General features: G+C 63.4%; 18 protein-coding genes. 12 read left to right on the forward strand and 6 right to left on the reverse strand.

Annotated features, from left to right (window positions below; translation table 11 throughout):
• Positions 1-214: 214 nt before the first annotated feature.
• The 5 genes from nusA to VJZ71_02230 all read left to right on the forward strand — a co-directional run bounded on the left by nusA (position 215) and on the right by VJZ71_02230 (position 6127).
• Entirely contained in the window at positions 215-1612 is a 1398-nt protein-coding gene (gene nusA, locus VJZ71_02210; GenBank protein ID HKQ46865.1) for a transcription termination factor NusA, read from the forward strand.
• Positions 1613-1706: 94 nt separating this feature from the next.
• The gene (gene infB / locus VJZ71_02215; GenBank protein HKQ46866.1) at positions 1707-4457 is read left to right on the forward strand and encodes a translation initiation factor IF-2; all 2751 of its coding nucleotides are present in this window, start codon (positions 1707-1709) and stop codon (positions 4455-4457) included.
• 27 nt (positions 4458-4484) lie between these two features.
• Positions 4485-4799, forward strand: a complete 315-nt coding sequence (locus tag VJZ71_02220) for a DUF503 domain-containing protein (GenBank protein ID HKQ46867.1) — start codon at positions 4485-4487, stop codon at positions 4797-4799.
• A gap of 51 nt (positions 4800-4850) precedes the next feature.
• Positions 4851-5282, forward strand: coding sequence for a 30S ribosome-binding factor RbfA (gene rbfA / locus VJZ71_02225; GenBank protein ID HKQ46868.1), 432 nt, complete (start codon positions 4851-4853; stop codon positions 5280-5282).
• Complete coding sequence (locus VJZ71_02230; GenBank protein HKQ46869.1) at positions 5279-6127, forward strand: hypothetical protein; 849 nt, start codon at positions 5279-5281, stop codon at positions 6125-6127. Before rbfA ends, VJZ71_02230 begins: the two co-directional genes overlap by 4 nt.
• Before the next feature lie 35 nt (positions 6128-6162).
• Here the strand turns inward: VJZ71_02230 and VJZ71_02235 are convergent, their stop codons facing one another.
• Positions 6163-9714, reverse strand: a complete 3552-nt coding sequence (locus VJZ71_02235; protein ID HKQ46870.1) for a tetratricopeptide repeat protein — start codon at positions 9712-9714, stop codon at positions 6163-6165.
• Positions 9715-9821: 107 nt separating this feature from the next.
• Positions 9822-10823 carry a flagellar motor switch protein FliM gene (fliM, locus tag VJZ71_02240; GenBank protein HKQ46871.1) on the reverse strand — a complete coding sequence of 334 codons (1002 nt, stop codon included), beginning with the start codon at positions 10821-10823 and terminating at the stop codon, positions 9822-9824.
• Between the two features lie 209 nt (positions 10824-11032).
• On the opposite strand from fliM, the gene VJZ71_02245 reads away from it, so the two are divergent.
• The 3 genes from VJZ71_02245 (at position 11033) to VJZ71_02255 (ending at position 13120) form a co-directional block, all read left to right on the forward strand.
• On the forward strand, positions 11033-11692 hold the full coding sequence (locus VJZ71_02245; protein ID HKQ46872.1) for a hypothetical protein: 660 nt from the start codon (positions 11033-11035) through the stop codon (positions 11690-11692).
• A gap of 137 nt (positions 11693-11829) precedes the next feature.
• Entirely contained in the window at positions 11830-12417 is a 588-nt protein-coding gene (locus VJZ71_02250; protein HKQ46873.1) for a hypothetical protein, read from the forward strand.
• Between the two features lie 49 nt (positions 12418-12466).
• Complete coding sequence (locus tag VJZ71_02255; GenBank protein HKQ46874.1) at positions 12467-13120, forward strand: hypothetical protein; 654 nt, start codon at positions 12467-12469, stop codon at positions 13118-13120.
• A gap of 9 nt (positions 13121-13129) precedes the next feature.
• Here VJZ71_02255 and VJZ71_02260 read toward each other — a convergent pair whose 3' ends face one another.
• From VJZ71_02260 to larB, 3 genes are all read right to left on the reverse strand, one after another.
• The gene (locus tag VJZ71_02260) at positions 13130-14071 is read right to left on the reverse strand and encodes a hypothetical protein (GenBank protein ID HKQ46875.1); all 942 of its coding nucleotides are present in this window, start codon (positions 14069-14071) and stop codon (positions 13130-13132) included.
• Positions 14072-14169: 98 nt separating this feature from the next.
• Positions 14170-14700 carry a hypothetical protein gene (locus tag VJZ71_02265; GenBank protein HKQ46876.1) on the reverse strand — a complete coding sequence of 177 codons (531 nt, stop codon included), beginning with the start codon at positions 14698-14700 and terminating at the stop codon, positions 14170-14172.
• Positions 14701-14768: 68 nt separating this feature from the next.
• Entirely contained in the window at positions 14769-15524 is a 756-nt protein-coding gene (gene larB / locus VJZ71_02270) for a nickel pincer cofactor biosynthesis protein LarB (protein ID HKQ46877.1), read from the reverse strand.
• Between the two features lie 260 nt (positions 15525-15784).
• Between larB and VJZ71_02275 the strand changes: the two genes are divergently transcribed.
• Complete coding sequence (locus VJZ71_02275) at positions 15785-16483, forward strand: tetratricopeptide repeat protein (GenBank protein HKQ46878.1); 699 nt, start codon at positions 15785-15787, stop codon at positions 16481-16483.
• A 9-nt stretch (positions 16484-16492) separates the two neighbouring features.
• On the opposite strand, the gene VJZ71_02280 is transcribed toward VJZ71_02275, so the two are convergent.
• The gene (locus VJZ71_02280) at positions 16493-16882 is read right to left on the reverse strand and encodes a DUF971 domain-containing protein (protein ID HKQ46879.1); all 390 of its coding nucleotides are present in this window, start codon (positions 16880-16882) and stop codon (positions 16493-16495) included.
• A 94-nt stretch (positions 16883-16976) separates the two neighbouring features.
• Here VJZ71_02280 and VJZ71_02285 point away from each other — a divergent pair, with 94 nt between their 5' ends.
• The 3 genes from VJZ71_02285 (at position 16977) to VJZ71_02295 (ending at position 19418) form a co-directional block, all read left to right on the forward strand.
• Positions 16977-17471, forward strand: coding sequence for a GNAT family N-acetyltransferase (locus VJZ71_02285; GenBank protein HKQ46880.1), 495 nt, complete (start codon positions 16977-16979; stop codon positions 17469-17471).
• On the forward strand, positions 17434-18300 hold the full coding sequence (locus VJZ71_02290) for a methyltransferase domain-containing protein (GenBank protein HKQ46881.1): 867 nt from the start codon (positions 17434-17436) through the stop codon (positions 18298-18300). The genes VJZ71_02285 and VJZ71_02290 overlap by 38 nt, the downstream gene beginning before the upstream one ends.
• Before the next feature lie 74 nt (positions 18301-18374).
• Entirely contained in the window at positions 18375-19418 is a 1044-nt protein-coding gene (locus VJZ71_02295) for a hypothetical protein (GenBank protein ID HKQ46882.1), read from the forward strand.
• Positions 19419-19562: the final 144 nt, after the last annotated feature.

Here is a 19562-nt window from a genome sequence, read left to right on the forward strand (position 1 = left end):
CGCCGCGCGTCGGATGCGGGAGACGATCCATGCGTTGATCGATCCTGCCTCGGAAAGACGGAGCCCGCGGGAGGACCGCTCCCGCAAAAAGAAAGTGGGAACGCACGACGGCCCACTTTTTTGTTTGGCGAAACGCGGCCAATGGGGCCGTCCGCAAAGACAAGGCGTGTGCGGCCGCCGGAAGCCGTGCGACAAGTGAATAAGGAAGCGAAACGTGAATGCAGAACTAATTCGAATCGTCGACGGGCTCTCCCGCGACAAGAACATAGACAAAGACCTCGTCCTGGGCGACCTCGAGGTGGCGATGGAATCCGCCATCCGGAAGCGCTACGGCCAGGAAGAGGAAGTGAAGGTCGAGATCGACCGCCTGAGCGGCGACATTGCCGCCACGCTCAATGGCGAGGCCATCTCGCTGACGGAGCTGGGCCGCATCGCCGCCCAGACCGCCAAGCAGGTGATGATCCAGAAGATTCGCGAGGCCGAGCGCGGAAGCATCTTCGAGGAATTCACCGAGCGCAAGGGGACGATCATCACCGGTACGGTCTCGCGATTCGAAGGCGGCGCGCTGGTGGTGAACATCGGCCGGACGGAGGGGTTCCTTCCGCGGAGCGAACAGATTCCCGGCGAGACGCACCAACCCGGCGAGCGAATTCGCACGCTGATCCTTGAAGTCCGCGAGGCCCCGCACCAGGTCAAGATCATCCTTTCGCGGAGCCATCCGGACTTCATCCGGCGCCTGTTCGAACTGGAAGTGCCCGAGGTCGCCGAGAAGATCATCGAAATGAAGGCCCTTGCCCGCGAGGCGGGTTACCGAACAAAGGTCGCCGTTTCTTCGATCGACACCAAGGTCGATGCCGTCGGCGCCTGTGTCGGCGTTCGGGGAAGCCGCATCAAGAACATCGTCGAAGAACTGGGCGGCGAGAAGATCGACATCGTCCGCTGGAACGAATCGTCGCAGATTCTCATCTCCAACGCCCTCAAGCCCGCCGAGATTCAGGACACCGCCCTCTGCTTCGAGTTGGGCCGAGCGACGGTTGTCGTGCCGGACGAGCAGCTTTCCCTGGCCATCGGCAAGCGCGGCCAAAACGTCCGACTCGCCGCGCGATTGACCGGCTGGGACATCGATATTCTCACGCCCAAGGAATACAACCGCGGCCTGGACCGCCTGGCGACGACGCTGCGGAAGATCGAAGGCGTGGACGAGATGATGGCCGAGCGGATTTCGCTGCTCGGCATGATCAGCGTGATGGATGTCGAAGAAGTCGGCGCCGCGACGCTGGTGGAGGAGTTGGAGCTGACACAGGAGTTGGCGGACAAGATCGTCGAAGTCTGCTCCGCCGAGGCCAAGATCGTTCAGGTGGAACTGGCAGAAGAAAAGGCCCAGAAGGAAGCCGACAAGAAGGCGGCCGCCGCAGCGGCCGCGGCCGGGTTGACCACGCCGGCCGGCGAAGATCCTGCTCCGGCGACGGAAGGTACACCCGACGCTGCGCCTCCGGTGTTCGAGTTGGCAGAGCCGCCGAGCGACGTCGCGGGGACGACGGACACGGAATCGTCACCGGACGCCGAACCGTCCGTGGCGCCCACCGAGGAGCAACCGACGCCCGCCTCATAAAGCGCGCGAGACGGCGACTCCGCGGAGGTGATTGCCGTACAGAGACTCAGCCGAGGTCGGCTGGGCTGAACTCAGGGATCGTGGAGAAGACCCGTTGGCTGAAAAGAAAGTGCGAGTGCACAACCTGGCGAAGGAGCTGGATGTCAGCAGCCAGGACATTATCGAGAAATGCCGCGCCGAAGGCATCGAGATCAAGAACCACATGCACGTGGTCTCGGCCGGCCTCGAAGCCACGATTCGCGAGTGGTTCAGTGAAGGTACGCACGCGACGACTTTGGAGGAATCCAAGCGCGTCGATCTGACCACTGTTCGAAAGCCTGCGCGCCGCAAGAAAAAAGCGGAGTCCGCCCCCACGGACGAAGGCGGCATCGCCGTCATGGAACCGCCGCCGGAGGAAGCAAAGCCGGCGGAACCCACTGTCAAGAAGCCGTCGGTTCGCAAGGCCGCGGAAGAAGAATCGCCGACGGTCCCGGCGGAACCGATGGTCCAGGTGCCGAGCGTCGTCGGAGAGCCGCCGGCGGCGCCCTCCCCGGAAGAGGCCCCTGCTCAACCGCAAGAGCCCCTTGCCGCGCCTGCTCCCGAAGTTCTCAAACCCGCCGCCAAGGTCCAACCTCCGGCGCCGCCCGCAAAGCCGGCCACCGCCGGGCCCCAGAACATACCGCGGCCCGCGAAGCTCTCCGGACCCAAGGTCGTCCGCATGGACAAACCTGAGACGATCGAGCCGCGGCGGAGTTTTCGCCCGCCGCCTCGGCCGCCGGTCGGTCCTCCGCCGCGCGCGGAGACGGAAGAGGAGCGCCGGGTCCGGGCGCGCGGACCGCTCCCGGCAAAAGGTCGCACGGGCGATAAGGACGAAGGTCCCGCCGACACGCGCGTCCATCCGCGCCGCGGCATTCGCGATCAGCGCGAAGAAGTCAACGAGAAGCTCAAAGAATGGCGCGACCGCGACCTCGTCGAGCGAAAGGACCGTCTGGCCCACGCCTCCGGCCGGGGCATCGGGGGACTTCGCGCCATCGAGGGGAAACAGTCCAGCCGCCGTCCCGGTCAGCGGGCCGCCGCTCCCGTCACGGTCAAGAAAGACAAGGTCGAGTTGACCGAGCCGATTCTCATCAAGGATTTTTCCCGCGAGACGGGCATCGCCGCCGCGCAGGTCATCAAGAAGTTGATGGAGGAGCATGCCCAGCTCGCCGGCATCAACAGCGTCGTCCCTACGGAAGTGGCCCAGGCGATGGCTCTGGAAAACGGCATCGAGCTGACTGTCGCAAAGGCCAAGACCGCCCTGGATCTGCTCCAGGACGAATTCGCCGCCCTCGAGCGAAAACACGTGCGTACGCGTCCGCCCGTTGTCACGGTCCTCGGACACGTCGACCACGGAAAGACGAGCCTGCTCGATCGAATTCGGAATGCAAAAGTGGCGGCCGGCGAAGCGGGCGGAATCACCCAGCACATCGGCGCCTATCAGGCCCACGTCGGCGACAAGGCGGTCACGTTCCTGGATACGCCCGGCCATACGGCGTTCACCGCCATGCGCGCCCGTGGGACGCACCTGACCGACGTGGTCGTGCTGGTCGTCGCGGCGGACGATGGGGTGATGCCCACGACCGTCGAAGCGATCAACCACGCCAAGGCGGCGGATACGACGATCGTCGTGGCGCTCAACAAGATCGACCTGCCGCACGATATCAACAAGATCTACGGCCAGCTCACCGAGCAGGGCCTGACGCCCAGCGGAGACTGGGGCGGCCATACCGACGTCATCAAGACCTCGGCCATTAGCGGCGAGGGCATCGATGAATTGCTGACGCACCTGGCCACGCTCAGCGAGGTCATGGATCTCAAGGCCGATGCGAAGATTCCGGCGACGGGCACCGTGATTGAGGCCGAGCGCAGCGAAGGCCTCGGCAACGTCGCCCGCGTCCTGGTCCAGGAGGGTACGCTTCGCGCCGGTGACCTTATCGTTTGCGGCCCCGGCTATGGCCGCGTGCGCAACATCAAGGACGACCACGGCCGCTCGCTCAAGGAAGCCGGCCCCTCGACGCCGGTCGAAATGACGGGCCTCTCCGACGTGCCGGACGTGGGCGATCGCTTCTTCGTGGTGGACAGCGCGCAGCGCGCCAAGGAGATCGCCGAGGACACCGCCGCCCGCCGCCGTGAGGCCGCGCTCTATCGCGAAGCGAAACCGACGAACCTGGAGTCGGTGCTGGCGACGGCGGCCGAAGGACAGATCCCTGAGCTACGCGTCATCATCCGTGCGGACGTGCAAGGCTCCGTCGACGTGCTCAAGCAGGCCCTGTCGGAATTCCCAGAGGACCAGGTCCGTCTCGACGTGATCCATACCGGCGTCGGCACGGTGACCGAGTCCGACGTCGTATTGGCCCAGGCGAGCCAGGCGATCATCATCGCGTTTCACGTGGTGCCCGATTCGACGATACAGAAATTGGCGGACAACGTCGGCGTGGACGTGCGCACCTACCGGATTATCTACAACGTCATCGACGACATCCGCAAGGCCCTCGAAGGGCTGCTGACGCCGGACGAGAAGATCGAGTCGCGCGGCCGCGTCGAGGTTCGCGAGATTTTCAATATTTCCAAGATCGGCAAGATCGCCGGCTGCTACGTTCGCGAGGGCGCGATCCAGCGGAACAACATGGTGCGCGTCGTCCGCGACGGCGTCGTGGTCAAGGACAACGGTACGATCGATTCGCTGCGCCGCTTCAAGGACGACGCCAAGGAAGTGAAGGCGGGGTTCGAATGCGGCGTGCGCGTGGCGAATTTCGACGACGTCAAGCCCGGCGACGTCATCGAGGCGTTTGAAGTCGTAAAGGTCGCGCGAAAGCTGGAATCGTAGCCGGCGACGCGGCGCGGTCGCCGCGAAATGCGGCGGAAACAAGGAAGTCCGCCCGATCCGATGGTCATTGGTGTGCTGCAAATGGAGTTGACGATTCCCGGGGCCCAGTCCCTCAAAGACAAACGCCGCGTGATCAAGAGCGTCAAGGACCGGCTCTCGGCGCGGCACAACGTCTCCGTCGCCGAAGTCGACGACCAGGACGAGCATCGCCGGTGCGTGCTGGCCGTTGCGATGGTTTCCAATGACCGGCGCTTCACGGACTCCTGTCTTTCCAAGATCGTCGATGAAATCCGCGTCGTTCGCGATCTTTCGCTGGTGGATTATGAACTGGAATTCCTCTAACAAGTTTGCCGCCGGCCACGCGCCGGCGGGCTGAATCGTCGGGGCCGCGAGATGTCCTATCGCCTGGAAAGAGTCGCCCACGTTATTCGCGAGGTCGTCAGCGACGCCATCGCCCATCACATCGCCGATCCGCGCGTGAGCCGGTTCACCAGCGTCACGCGCGTCGAGATGTCGCCCGACCTGCGCCACGCGCAGGTCTATGTCAGCGTCATGGGGGAAGATGCCGAAGGCGCCACCACGATGAAAGGCCTCGACAGCGCCCGCGGCATGATCCAGTCGCGACTGGCCAAGCGCCTGGACATGCGCCAGTGCCCGCTCCTTCGCTTTCACCTGGATCGCGGCCTGAAAGTCGCGGCCGAAATCTCCCGACAGATCGACGAAGCCCTGGGACGAACGTCCCCGGCCAAGGAGTCCCCGAGCGCCGATGACCGGACGGACGACGCCGTATCCGATTCGACCGGCGCTCCCGGAGCAGATTCATGAAGAATGTTGCCGAGCATTTGCAGCGCATACGCAAACTGTTTAACCAGGTCAAGAAGGAAGGCGGCTCGACCGCGTTGCCGCCGGTGGAGGAGCCCATGGACGCACTGCTGCGCGGCGTCCTCAGCGACTACGCCGCCGATGCCCGCGCGGGCGCCGCGCTCTCGCGCCTGCGCACCGCCGTCGTGGACCTCAACGAACTTCGCGTCACCCCGGTGTCGGAGATGGTCGAGATCATCGGCGCGGATTACCCGATGGTCCGCAAGGCGGCGACCGAAATGTCCACCGTCCTCAACGCCGTCTACAACAAGCTGCATCACCTGGATCTTGCGTTTATGAAAAAAGTCGCCCGACGCTCCGCCGAGACGTTTGTCAATTCGCTGGAGACTGTCAACGCGCACGCGCGGGCCTCCGTCGTTCTCCGCTGCCTCAAGGGCCACGCCGTGCCGGTGGATGCGGCCATGTATCAACTGCTGCGCCGCACCGGGTGCATCGAATCGGACGCGTCCGTCGATCAGGCCCAGAAGTTTCTCGCGGCGCACCTTCGTGAATCGGAAGCCGTGCCGTTCTATGTCCTGGTCAAGCGGTACGCCGCGGCCCACGCGCCGCGAAAGGCCGCGGAGCCCGAGCCCGCGTCCCCCGCGGAGGATGCCGATGAGGCCGTCCACGCCGAGCGGAACAATGTTTCCACGCACACGGCGGCAAAGGAGAAAAAGGCGGCGCCGACCGTTGCCCCTCCCTCCCGGCAAAGCCCGAAACGCGAGCCGTCGCGAAAGCACGCTTCCGTCGCCTCAAAGCACCGCCGGCCTGCGCAGGCGCGCTCCAAAGCGGCGCGCCGACATCGATAACGCGACGCTCGGTTCTCAGGGTATGCCGCCTCTGACTATTGCCGCGGGCTGAGCGGCAGCGGCTTTTTGAAGGGTCTCGATGTCGTGAGCGGCGCATCCGCTCGTGGGCGCGGCAATCGATCGGCCGGTCGGCTCGACGCCTCCTTCTTGGCCAGCGGGGCGACCGGCGCTTCCCTCTCCTGATCGAGGGCCTTGAGCTTTTCTCTGATGCCGGCGAGGACGCGGCGATCCTCGGCGTTCGGCGGGGAGAGATCGTCCGGCTTGTGAACTTTGAGGGCCTTTTCCCAATTCTCCCTGGCTTCCGCGACATCGCCCTTGCGATACAGCGCGTCGGCGAGGTGATCGAACAAGACGGCATCCTCGCTATCCGACAGGCGAATCGCGCGGCGGAGATGAACGATGGCTTCGTCGAATTGGCCGCGCTTGTAAAGGACCCAGCCGAGGCTGTCGACGTACGCCCCGGTCGTGGGCTTCTCGCCGACGGCGAAGCGGATCATTTTCTCCGCCTCGTCCATGCGCCGGCCCGCATCGGCCCACGTGTATCCGAGGTCGTTGTTGATGCCGACAAAGCGGTCGAAGAAGGGAGCGCCGGGTTGCCCGGAGTCCGGGGGCAATGTCTTGAGGATCTCCTCCAGTTGCTGTGCGGCCTGGTCTTCGCGGCCCATCAGTTGATAGATACGGACGAGTGAGCCGCGCACGGCCAACAGCGCCAGGATGTCAACGCCTCGCTCATCCGGGCGGGGAGGGGGGGCTGGTGCCAGGCGGCTAAGGGCAAGGTCTTCCGCTTCGGTAAAGCGCTCGGCGTCAATCAAGACGTCAATGAGGGTGAGATCGCTGTCGAGGCGTCCGGCCTGCTCGCGATAGAACTCGATGGCTTTGTCAAAGCGGCGGGCGAGTCTTTGAGTATGGCCGAGCATCGCTTCGTAGGCTTCGCGCTGTTCGACCTCTTCGGCCGCCGACTGGGCCAGCTCGATGGCGCTGTCCCATTGCCGGCCCGCCCAGAAGAGACGTATCAGCAGACGAAGTAGGGGGGGATCGTCGGCGTCGGAGGCCATCCAGGCCAGCACGCGCTGTTGACCCTCAACATACCGCTTCGCCCCGATGAGCTGCCCGATGTACTGGGCGCGAAGATCGTCGTTGGTCGGGTCGTCGGCCAGCCATTTTCGGGCGGCTTCAACGGCCTCGTCTCGGCGCTCGGCCAGTTGCAGCGCCGCGAGGTAAAGGCCCCGACGAGCGCTGTCGGTCGGCGCCAGGTCCAGCCAGCCTTTCGCCACTTCGACGGCGTCGTCGCCGCGATGATCGAGGAACAGGACCTCCAGCAGTCGGCGGACAAACAACTCCCGGCCTTCCTTGAGATCGTCCCGCGCCGCGAGCGCCTTCAGACGCTGGGCCGCGTCAACGAAATCCGCACGGGCGATCGCCAGTTCGGCCATTCGCTGTAGCAACGCGGGATCGCGCGGTCGCAGCGTCATCAAGGCTGTCGTCGTAGCCGCGGCGCCCTCAAAATCCAGAAGCTTGATCTGGTAATCGGATTTCCTTTTCATGGCCCGCGGATGCTCAGGTGCGATGGCCAGCGCCGCGTTCGCCTGCCGAAGCGCCGCCTCGTAGTCGCTAATGGCCTCGTAACTCATCGCCAGGTCGATGTACGTCTCCGGATCTCTCGGGTATTCCTTGACAATCTCCCCCAGTGCTTCCGAGTAACGCTTCAGGCGCGCCTCACCTGTCAATTCGCGGCTCGTTGCGAATTCCATCAGGGAACCGCAGCGCCGCGCCGCCGCCGTCCCAGCCTGACCCAGCCGCTCAAAGTCAGAAAAATATTCCTTGGCCTTTTGCAGCTTCCCTGAGTTGATATAGAGCCGCACGAGCTGTTCGCGGGCCCTTTCATGTTTGGGCTCCACGTCGTCCACGATGCGTCGGTAGATCTGCTCGCAGCGCAGAACCTCGCCGCGGCGCTCGGCGGATTCGGCCAGGCGAACGAGCGGTTCGGCGGACTTGCGATCGAGTCGAAACGACTCCAGGAGGGCCGTTTCCGCGTCCTGGAACTTGTCGAGCGCTTCGAGGGCCGTGCCCTTGACCAGATAAACGGATGCGTCGGCGAGGCCGTTGTCGATGGCGTCCTCCGCGTGCTGGGCGGCCTCTTCCCATCGCTTTTGCTCCGCGGCAATGGTCGCCAGAAGAACGTGCGCCGGGCCGAAGTCTTTGTCCAATCGTAGAGACTCCTGGAGCGACTGTTGGGAATTGGGGATGTCCTTGCTGGCCCAATAGATAAGGGCAACGAGGTAACGCAGGACGGGATTTTCTGGTTCCTGAACCGCGTTTTGTAACGCAGTCAAGAGCGCCTTTTCCCTGTCCCGCGCGATGAAAGATGATATTAAGGTCACGGCGTCCTGGTAGGTGCTGGGATGGCTGCGGAGTGCGCCGGCCATGATCGCCACTGCTGAGTGAAATTCCTTTTGGTCAAGATGCAGCCCGGCCAGAAGGTAGGCGGCTTCCGACTCGTCCGGTGAATCTTCAATCACGCGGGTCAAAATCTCCGTGGCCTCGGCGGTCTTTTTGCGGTCGAGGAGCAACCTGGCGAGGCGCTTCCGCATCTCCGTCGATTGGGCCTGTCGGGCGAGTTCGACCAATTCGGCATCGAAGCGCTCCGGCGCCTTGGAAAGCTCGCATACTTCCTTCAGAAGATCCAGGGCCGACGCATCATCCGGCTTCTCCGTTAGCGCCTTTCGGGCCTGTTCGACGGCCTCGGCCGTCCGACCGCCGCGGGCCAGCGCCAGCGCGAGGCGTTTGCGAAGATTCGGGTCCTCCGGGTTCTCGGCCGCGGCGCGTTCGTACGCCGCAATCGCGCGATCAAACGCGCCGAGTTTTTCATGAAGCTCTCCGATCATGACGGAGAGCTTGGCGCGGTACAGCAGCATCGCTTCGTTCAGTTCGTGATACTCGCGCATTTCTTTGGTCGGCTGCGCCGTCAACGCTGCGAACGCCTCCAGTTCCTCGGCTGCCGCCGAAAAGTAACCCACCTCTTTTAGCGCCAATGCCAGGGACAGGTGCGCGAGCGCCACCTCCGGATTGTTGGACGAGGACTGACCGGCCAGGATCGCGGTGCGGAACGCGGCAATCGCCTCGTCAAAGCGCCGGTCCTGAAGCGCGACCTCTCCCAGCAGGCGATGAATCGCCGGATCGCGCGGCCGGTCTTTGAGGGCCTCTTTAAGATGACTTTCAGCCAGCGACGCATTGCCGTACTGCATCGCCGCGCGGGCCAGAAGCACTCGTGCCTCGGCGAGGCGCGGATCAATTTCCAGGGCCTTCTCCAGCGCCGCCGTCGCATCCGCCCAGAGCCGTTCGTCAAACCGCTCCTGACCCGTCCGGAGATAGCGCTGCGCCTGCGGAACCGGCTCGGCGGGCCCCGTCGTTGTTTCCGGGGGCAATTGCGGCGCCGGCGTGATCTGTTCAAGCCGCAGGTGTGCCCTCGGCGGCGCCGGTTCGGGACGCTGCGTTTGGGCGGCGGCCGGTTGCTGACACGATGCGGCCGTCAGGGCCAGGAGACTAATCAGGGAAAGACTGAGAGGTCGTCGAATACGTCGAATCATGGCCAAAACGTCCTCCGAAACGCGTTGCCGGATTCTAGGACAAAACTCCCGCCCGCGCCATGGCGGTGATCGAAGGCGCTGGAACTCGAGAACTCGGTTCGAAAGGGCTACAGCGATTCTTCCGGCAGCGCGCCGCGGGTGATCTGCAAAGCGCGGTTGCCCCGGAGCTTCCCGAGACGGCCGGCGAACTTGTTTCGCCCCTCGATGCGAACGACAAAATCCCGTTCGACCAGCTTCTCCAGCTTGATGACATCGCCGGGGGCCAGCGAGAGAAGGTCCGCCACGGTCATCTGTGTTTCACCGAGATAGGCCCGCAGATCGACGTCGGCGCGGTGCAGGGTTTGCGTAACGCGGCGTACTTCGCCTTTCGCGCTGGCCACGCCGGGACGGACCTGCCAGCTTTGCGTCGCCAGCTTGCCCACGACCGGCTCGATGACGTTGAAGGGCAGGCAGAGGCTCATGGTGCCGGCGCGCGAGCCGACCTTGATCTCGAAGCCGATGACCACGACGACTTCGTTCGGGGCCACGATCTGCACCATGTGCGGGTTGCTCTCGGTCCCGGCAATCTCAAAGCGAACGTCGAGCAATTCCGACCACGCCTCGGAAAGGTTGATCATCGCACGCTCGAGGAGGCGATGGACCAGCCGCGACTCGATAAACGTGAGCGGCCGCTGCGGGATGAAGATATCCGCGTTGGACCCGCCCAGGAGCCGGTCCACAATGGGGAAGACGATGAGCGGGCTGATCTCCAGGCAGATCTGACCGGAGAGTTGCGGGGCGGAGATGAGCGTGAAGCAGGTCGGGCTAGGAAGGGAGTGGATGAACTCGCTGTAGGTAAGCTGCTCGGTCGTCGCGACGCGGGTCTCGACGATCGTTCGCAGGAAAGCCGAGAGGCTGGCGCCGAAATTGCGGGCGAACCCCTCATGGATCGCCTGGAGCGAGCGCATCTGGTCCTTGCTGACCCGTTCGGGACGTTTGAAGTCGTAAACGACGGCTTCTAGTGCCGGGTCTGGCGATCGTGGCGCGGTCCCGCCGGCCTCGCCCGTGGGCGTTGTGGAAACCGCCGCGAGAAGGGCGTCAACCTCGCTTTGATCAAGGATTTCCGTCATTAGGGCCTTTTAGGCTGTTCCTGTTATCGGATGGCCCCGGAGGCCCCCTTGAAGAGGTTGGCCGCAATCCGGCCTTGGGAACTGGACCCGCAAAATCGGCCGTGATCATTGGAATAAATCCGGGCGTCCCCTCAATATTACCGGTGAGGATGACGCCTGTTTCGGGTCGTCGCTGCGGCGGCGCCCATCAGACCTGCAAGGAGACAGCCATGTTCAAAGACACCGGAACCACGGTCGTACGAAAGCCCGTTTCGTTTCTATCCATCGCGGCGTTAGGGATCAGCAGCGTGCTCATTACCGCCATCGTATCGGTGGTGGGCCTTGCGGCTTATAGCGTCCACGTCTTTGACAAGAAGACGAGCGACCTGCCCACGCTCATTCAGGAGACCGTCGAAATTCTTCCCGAACTCCGCGCCTCGCTACCGCCGGCCCTGGCCGACACCCTCGACGATGTCCGGAGGCCGGAATATCGCGATTCGTTGAAGATCACGGTCAAACAAACCGCCAAGGCGGACCGCTGGGGCGGCAGGAAGGTTGGGGTCGTTGTAGAAAACCAGGGAGATGAGATGATCTCACTGCTGTCGATGCGCGTGGTCGGAACGGACGAGGAGGGGACGCCCGTCACCGAGAAGAACATCTGTGCGGCCACCCCGCTCCAGATCGACAACGATTGGCGCGGCCCGCTGATGCCCAGGGAAACCCGCCGACTCGTGGTCTATTGCCATGATGCCGAGGAGGCCGCCGAGTTTACCTCGGAGATTACGGAAGTCCGTGTCTGGCAGAGAGATAAGACCGAGAAGGCGCAGTCGAAACCGGCGTCAGCCAAGGGAAAAACAGACGATGATGCCCAAGTCGATGAGGATGCTTGACGGGCGTACGCCCGGCCTATAACCTGTCATTGAAGTGTGCGGGCTCCAGACTCGTTAAGTGGGTCTCTGGAGCCCGTTTGATTTGAAACGACCCAACTCGCCGGGCCAGAGCGTAAGGAAATGCTATTCAACCTTTGATGCGAAAAGCGGTTACGCGAATTGAGGTCTTGCTCGGCCTGTTGGTTCTGGCGGGCGCGACATGGCTGTTGCTGCCGAACATCGGCTCCAGCAACATTGACGCGAAACGCACCCAATGCCTTTCTAACTTGGACACCATCGGCAAGGCGCTAACATCCTACTTGGCGGATTCCGACCAGCGTTGGCCATATGTTGCCAAGCTTGCAACGGTGGAGCTGCATACGCCGCCCTGGCCAACCCTCCCGAATGTCCTGGATCGGTACGTTAGTGGCGGTCGGGCGGTTTTTCATTGTCCAGCCGACCAGCGCGAGCTGTCGCCCGAGAGTGCGTTAACCAAGAAGTTTCCCAAAGAGACGACGTGGTTCGAGACCGAAGGAACGAGCTACGAATGGCTCTGGGGCGAGGCATACGGCGGTAAGAAGGTCGGGGAGGAATCGCTGGCCCAGGCCAAGGGTTTCGGCATGGGCCGGGCGGACCAGCCGCTGCTCGCGGATTTCGCGCCGTTTCACGCGGGCGACGGCGGCGGATCATTCAACACACTGAACGCCGACTTGAAACCGCGAACTGCCCGGAACGAAAAGAAATAATCGATCGGCGCGCGGCCGTCGCGGCCGTACCGAGATTGGAGAACCTTGGATGACGACCGGTGAAGTGAAAAGCACAATTAAGCGCCATCGCACCGCGGCGTACGCCGGGGGCGCGGTCGGCCTGGCGCTTCTGGTCGGGTGGATCGCATACAACTCGGCGATGACACCGGCGCGGCCGATCATCCAGACCGCGACGGCGGGCGAGGTTGTCGAGTACATCAGCAACGAGCGGGGCCTGAACAGCCTGGCGCAAATCGAGCAAAAGCAATTCCTCGAACAGTGGAAGGCCCAAGTCATGCAGGAGGGCCCCCGGAAAGAACTCAAGGAGTACTTCGAGGGCATGGATGAGGATGCACGAAAGCGATTCGTCGCCGCCATCACGCGGCATTTCAAGCGGGCTGGGATGGAGGATGCCCGGCGATATGCGCAGCTCACAAATCCCGGCGATCGTAACGCGTTTATTTCCGAACGCCTGGATCAGTACATTAGCGAAGGGTTTCTATTCAAGGACCTGGGCCGGAGCTTCAAGAGCGACTTTGCCGGCGGTCCCGACGAAGTGCAGCGCTGGATCATGGAGAATACGACGCCGGAGGAGCGGGCCGTTTTTGAACCCTACGCCGACGCCCTCAAGCGTGTCCGCGAGCAGAAGCGCCAACAGGAACAGGCCCCCAAATCCCCCACGGCCTCTGCAACTCCGCGGTAGGGGGGGCCCTTACGTCGGCTGCCACTTGATGACCGGCCGCAGCAGAAACTCCTCGCCGGCGAGGGCCTGCCGCAATCGCGCCGGCGCCTCCAAGACCTCCTTGTTGGCCTCGAAGAATTTCTCGACCATGGCCCAATTCCGCACGACGACCGCGTGCGAACGGAAGCGATTGCTGTCGGCATCGTCGATGATGATGGGAAGAAGTCCGTTCGCCGCGTAGGCCTCGGAGTCCGTCCGCGCATTTCCGATTCCGATCAGGAGTCCGTCGGAGAGGACCTGCAGATCGGCGATCGTTCCACCCTTGAACTTCTGCACGCGAATCGCCTCGGCGAGGCTCGGCGTGGTGATGACCGGCCCGGCGGGAAAGCCGTGGCGGGATAGCCAGCGACGCGTCTTCTCCAATAAAAACCGGGGCCGGGCGCTCACATAGAGGACGTTGAACCTCTTGGCCAATCGCCCCACCGCCTCGGCCGCGCCAGCAAGCGGTTGCGATCCGATGTCCTCCTCCTTGCCGTCGATGAGCGTTCCGTAATTCGTCGCTGAGATCGTCTCATCGATGTCCACCACGATGGTCGTCCGCACCGGGTCCCAGACAAACACACGGCCCAGGCCCTTTAATGCACGGCCATCGATCTCGGCACGGCCCTCAATCAGTTGGGCCCCCTGGGGGACACGACAACAATACCGCGCAAACCCGCGGGAGTCGGTGGTCGCCGTGCCGATCTCCTTGCCGTCGGCGAGGAACGTGACGTTGACGCCGAGCAGTTTGTCGACGTGACCAATAGGGGCGGTATGTTCCGCGTAGGCATCGAAGGTCGTCTGCAGGCCATTGACCGCGATCACATCGTTGACGGTGAGCATCGGCCGGGCACAGCCGGAGGCCAACAGGAATGCGGCGATGGCCAGGGCGAGAAGCGTGAGGCGGGGTTCAGAGTCTTGTTGAGTGTTCATGGCATCCGATTGGATGCCCGAGACACGAGGCGGTTACCGGCCAGGTGGACTTTTTTGCCGAACGGCCTCTTGCAGGGAAAAGCCGCCCCGCGGCCGAATTACGGATTTCTGGCACCGATTTGTGAGGCCGGGTTGCCCGGCTGCGGCACCGCCCGATAGTGGCCCGGGATATAGCCGCTCGGCGTATGCTCCGGCCGAGTGTAGGTGCCGTCGCCGCGATAGTGGCCGGGGATATATTCCCGCGACGTATGCTCGCCCGGTGTAAAGTCGCCGGTTCGGCCGTAGCGGCCTTCGATGTAACCCGTCGAGGTGTGCTCCGGTCGCACGTAATAGGTCTGCGGATAAATCGGCTCGGCCGTAGTCCTGTCGATCGGCGGCGGACCCTTGCCGACCGGTCGGCTGTAGCGGAGCCGCACCGCCTCCGGCAACCCCTCGCCGCTGCGCCACCGCGAATCCCGGAGATCATCATCACCCGCCTGCTGCTCGGGCACGAGCCCGCCATCCGCCGTGCGGACATAAATTACCGGCCGATCCGGAATCGACACCTCGCGCACCGGCGGATGAACCGGTTGAGAACACGACGCGCCAACCACCAAGAGCATCAGCGATTTGTAGCTTTTACGAAACATGCGCCACCGGTTGATTCTAGCGCGTGTGATGCTGCCCGGCACGTTGGAGCGAAGAGAAGATACGACCCTTAATTATCTCCCAACCGATTGATCGTCGACGCCAGATACCCCGCCCCGAACCCGTTATCGATATTCACGACGCCTACCCCCGTCGCGCAGGAGTTCAGCATCGTGAGCAGCGGCGCGAGGCCCTGAAAGCTCGCCCCGTAGCCGACGCTCGTCGGTACGGCGATGACCGGGGCCTCAACGAGACCACCGACGACGCTGGCCAGGGCCCCTTCCATCCCCGCCGCGACGACGACGACGCGCGCCTCGCGCAGGGCCTTGGAGTGCGCCAGCAAGCGATGGATCCCCGCCACACCGACGTCGTAAAACTGCGCCGTCTTTTGATCCATGATCTCGCACGTCACGCGGGCCTCCTCAATCACGGGAATGTCGCTCGTCCCGCCGGTCACCAGCGCAATCGTCCCCGTACAGGCGCGCGGCGGCAGTTGGCGCAGCGTAATCGAGCGCGCGGCCGGATGGTAATCCGCGGCGGGGAAGGCGAAGCGGACAGATTCGTATTGCTCAGGCGCAGCGCGCGTCGCCAGGACATTAACACCGCTCGCGGCCAAGCGGGTAAAGATGGTCACGATCTGTTCGGTGGTCTTGCCGGGGCAGAAAATGACCTCCGGAAAGCCGCAGCGCAGCGACCGATGGTGGTCCACGTTGGCGAATTCCAGCGGCTCAAAAGGCAGGTGCTCCAGGCGCTCCAAAGCCTCCGCGATGGTTGTCCTACCGTCTTTCACTGATTGAAGCAGGGTTTTCAGTATGTCAGGCTGCATAATTTTGCTGAACCGAGAGGCCCGGCAATCATTGCCGTTAATTCACAGGTGATGCTAGTGCGGCGGCCAAAGAAATAACAGGGTCCGGGTTTGACTGAGCGGGTGCGAAAAGGTATACTTGTTTTTGCAGTTCGAAAGTTGCGCGAGGCGAGCCGCCAATCTCGAAACCGCCGTCGCGCCGGACCGTCCGGGGGCCCCGGAGCAATGCGGGCTGGTCATTCGCCGCAGCCCGCTTAACGGACATTCTCAGGGATTTTTTCATGGATGAACAGCGGTACGCCGGTCAGCGGCTGGTTCAACTTGCCGCTCCCTACCTCGATCGGAAAGACCGGGTCGGCCTGGCTGCCGCCCTCGAAGGCGAGTGGTCTCCGGAATGCCTCGCCCTCCTGCTGGAAGATGACAATGAGGCGGTCGTCCGCGCGGCCGCTGTTAGCCTGGGAGTGGTTGGAAGCGGCAAGGCCGGTCCCTCCCTGATACATCTCTTGGGACACGAAAATCCCGACGTGGTCGAAGCGGCGGAAGACGCCCTGTGGTCGATCTGGTTCCGCGCCAAGGGTTCCTTGCCGCAGGCCGTGCTGGGCAAGATCGCCCAGGCCATCCGCAACGGCGAAACGGAAAATGTCGTGCCGATGCTGACCGAGTTAATCCGCACGCAGCCGACATACGCCGAGGCCTTTCACCAGCGAAGCCAGGCGCACTACCTTCGCGGGGAGTACGAAGAAGGGCTGCGCGACGCGCGGCGGGCGTACGAACTCAACCCGCTCCACTTCGGGGCCCTTGCCAACATCGCCCACTGCTACGCCGCGATCGGGCACTATGCCGAGGCGCTCAAGTCCTACCGCGACGCGCTCGCCCTCTATCCCCACCAGCCGCTCATCCGCAAAGCCATTCGCGAGCTCCGCGAACGCGTCGCCCGGACCCAGCTCACAGGCGAATTGATGCTTGTCGAAGCGGAGTAGCGGCTCTCCTCAGGGACTGATCGCCCGCAAATACCGAAAATCGTAAATCCCCGTCGAATGACCGTCCGCCCACGTGATCTGAATTGCGTAACGGCCGACAAGATGCGCGTCCGCGAAGACCGTCGCGCGCTCGATCCCCGCGGGCAGGATCGTCAGCGACATCCCCGTAAGCGCCGGCGGTTGCTCGCGGGTCTCGCGGCAGGTCGCGCACGGGCAGCGCTTTCGCAAGTAGGCTAGAGGGAAAAGGCTCTCCGCGCCGTCGGCCCACTTGATCCGCAGCCCCTCCTTGCGATCGAGGTGCAGGTCCACCGGCCGAACCTCATCGTCCGTCAGCGGGCGTTCGAGCGCCAGGGCGATCCGCTTTTCTTCGGCGATCTTTGAAGTGTCTGAAGGGGTCATCGTTTCAATCGATTGAGAGTCCAAACTCATCCTTGACGCAGGACGTATGATAGCAGGTGCGTCTGATGCGGCCATATTACTTCGGAGCGACGTCATGATCCTGCGACCGGTGAGGGCGGCGGATATCCCGGCAGTCAGCGCGATCTACAACCACTACGTCCTCAACGCGACATGCACGTTCGCAACGGAGCCGGAGGGCGAGGCATATTGGCGCGACTGGCTGGCGGCGCACGACGGTGCGCATCCGGCGATCGTCGCCGAAGACAGCGGGCAGGTCGTGGGCTGGGGCTCGCTCTCGCGCTGGAACAATCGCTGCGCCTATCGGTTCTCGGTCGAGGACTCCGTGTACATTCGCACGGACCAACATCGCCGCGGCATCGGCCGGTTGCTCTTGACGGAACTGGTCGCCCTGGCGCGAACGCACGGCCATCGCAATATCGTCGCCCAGATCGCCGACCACCAGCCGGCTAGCGAGAAGCTCCACGAGGCGCTGGGATTTCGCCAGGTTGGCGTGCTGGAGGCGATCGGCTTTAAGTTCGACCGGTGGATCGATGTGGCGATCTGGCAACTTCGTCTGGACGGCGATTGAGGAGGTCGACGTGGAAGGTCTCGAGTCGCCGCCAGTGCTCGATGTGCGCGATCCGGCGTCCTTCGAACGGCTGCATCGAACGGGGGCTGTGAATATTCCGCTGGAGGAGTTGGGGCGGCGGATGCACGAACTGCCCGCGCGAGACACACCGCTGGTGATCTTTGACGGACAAGAGGCCAGAGCGATGTCGGCGGCGGAGCGGCTGCACCGGGCCGGACGGAACATCGCCAAAGTCGCCTTCGGGGATGCGTGGCTGCACGAGGGTCCGACTCGGACGGGCCCTTCAACCAGCCAACTTTGGTCTCCGCACGGAATCGTCTGCGAGGCGATAGAACATGCGAAGCCACTTTGGGGCCACGTTGCAGGTCGACGGGCGCTGGACATCGCCTGCGGTACCGGCCGCGACGCCATCTATCTGGCGACGCAGGGCCTTCACGTCGACGCCTGGGACATTCTCCCCGACGCCTTGGAGCGTTGCGACGATCTGGCATTGCGGAATGGCGTCTTGGTGCAAACGGCCTGCCGGGATGTCGAGGCCCAGGGCCAGATTATCGCGCCGGACGTGTTCGACATCATCGTCTGCGTCAATTTTTTACACCGCCCCCTAATGCCGCAGATCGCCGCCGGGGTGCAGCCTGGCGGCCTGGTCGCCTATGAAACCTTCGTCGAACCCCAACGAGAACGCTTCGGAAAGCCTGCCCGCGAGGCCCACGTGCTCAAACCGGGCGAATTATCCACGTGGTTTGTCGGCTGGGAGATATTGACCCACCGCGAGGGGCCGGCTGGGCCAAGGCGAATCGTCGCCGGGCTAATCGCACGAAAACCTTGAGTTGTCCACTATCGCCTGGGCCCGGGACGGGTCTAAAATGAAATAGTCGTGGGCTTGGGGGCGGAGGTCCTGTCATGACGCAGCGATCCTGGGTCGCCGGTCTGGCCGTCGTTCTTTCACTTACTTCGACTATTATCTCTGCACAACAGCCAACATTCGATGGCGATCGCGCACCCGGTCGCATGGAGGCCGCGGGCGGCCCTCCGATGACGCCCAGCGGCGATCCCTATCAAATGAACCCGGGCCATTACGTCGTCCCCGGCCCCGACGCGCCGGACTACTGGAGCCCGCATCTTCGGCCCTTCCCCGATTACAGCTACGAGCGCAGTCCCTTTTCCGCACCGCTGAGCCGGTCGCACACGCCGTTTCGCCATTACGGTAGACAACCCGCCAGCAACGGTGCATCCACATACGGATGCGGGCCGGTATTCGGTGGCGGACATGCCTATGGTTATGCCGCGCCGTTCTGCGGCGACACCGCCGACGCCTACAACCAGGGCCGCTACGACGCCGACCGGGAATACAACTGGTTTCTCGCCTCGCAGCGCGCCGGCCGCCTGCTGAACCAGCATTCCGCGATGTTCGATCAGGGCATGAGTGAATTCCGAAACGGCCATTACGATCAGGCCGTCGTCCATTGGCTCGGCGCCGCGGAATCCAATCATGCGAATGCGGCGTGCCGCCTGCACGCCGGTCACGCGATGTTCGCCCTCGGGCGCTATCGCGAGGGCGTGCAGCACATCGCGCGGGCCCACGAGCTTTCGCCAAGCCTGGCCTACAAGACCTTCGACATTCGCGACGAATATGGCGACACGGCGGAATTCGACGAGCACCTGGCGGCGCTGCAGGCATTTGTTGCCCGCCACCCCGACGACCCGTCGGGAATGGCAATGTTGGGCTACGTCACGTTTCATACGCAAGGTCCCGCCGCGGCGCTGCCCGTCCTGGAGCGGGCCGGTCGTCTAGATCGGCAGAGCTTCTTTATTCCCAAGCTGCTTCAATTGGCACGGCAGGCAAGTCCGACGACGCGCGAATTTCGCTCCAACAAGTCTCAAATCGGACACAACAAATCGACATTACGGAATTCCCCTAACCGCACATCGACGTTGCGTATGTAAACGCGCAGTCCTCATCACGAATTCAACATGCTGGCTCGAAGAGCCAAATTTCGCTTCGTATAATCGAATGAATTCGACGAGGAAAGTCTATGATTGCGCAAAGCGCGGCGCGATGTATACAGCGGCGCCCTTCACGGCCAAAGT

The organism is Phycisphaerae bacterium, assembly GCA_035275405.1.
In the GTDB taxonomy this organism is placed as follows: Bacteria; Planctomycetota; Phycisphaerae; order UBA1845; family UTPLA1; genus DATEMU01.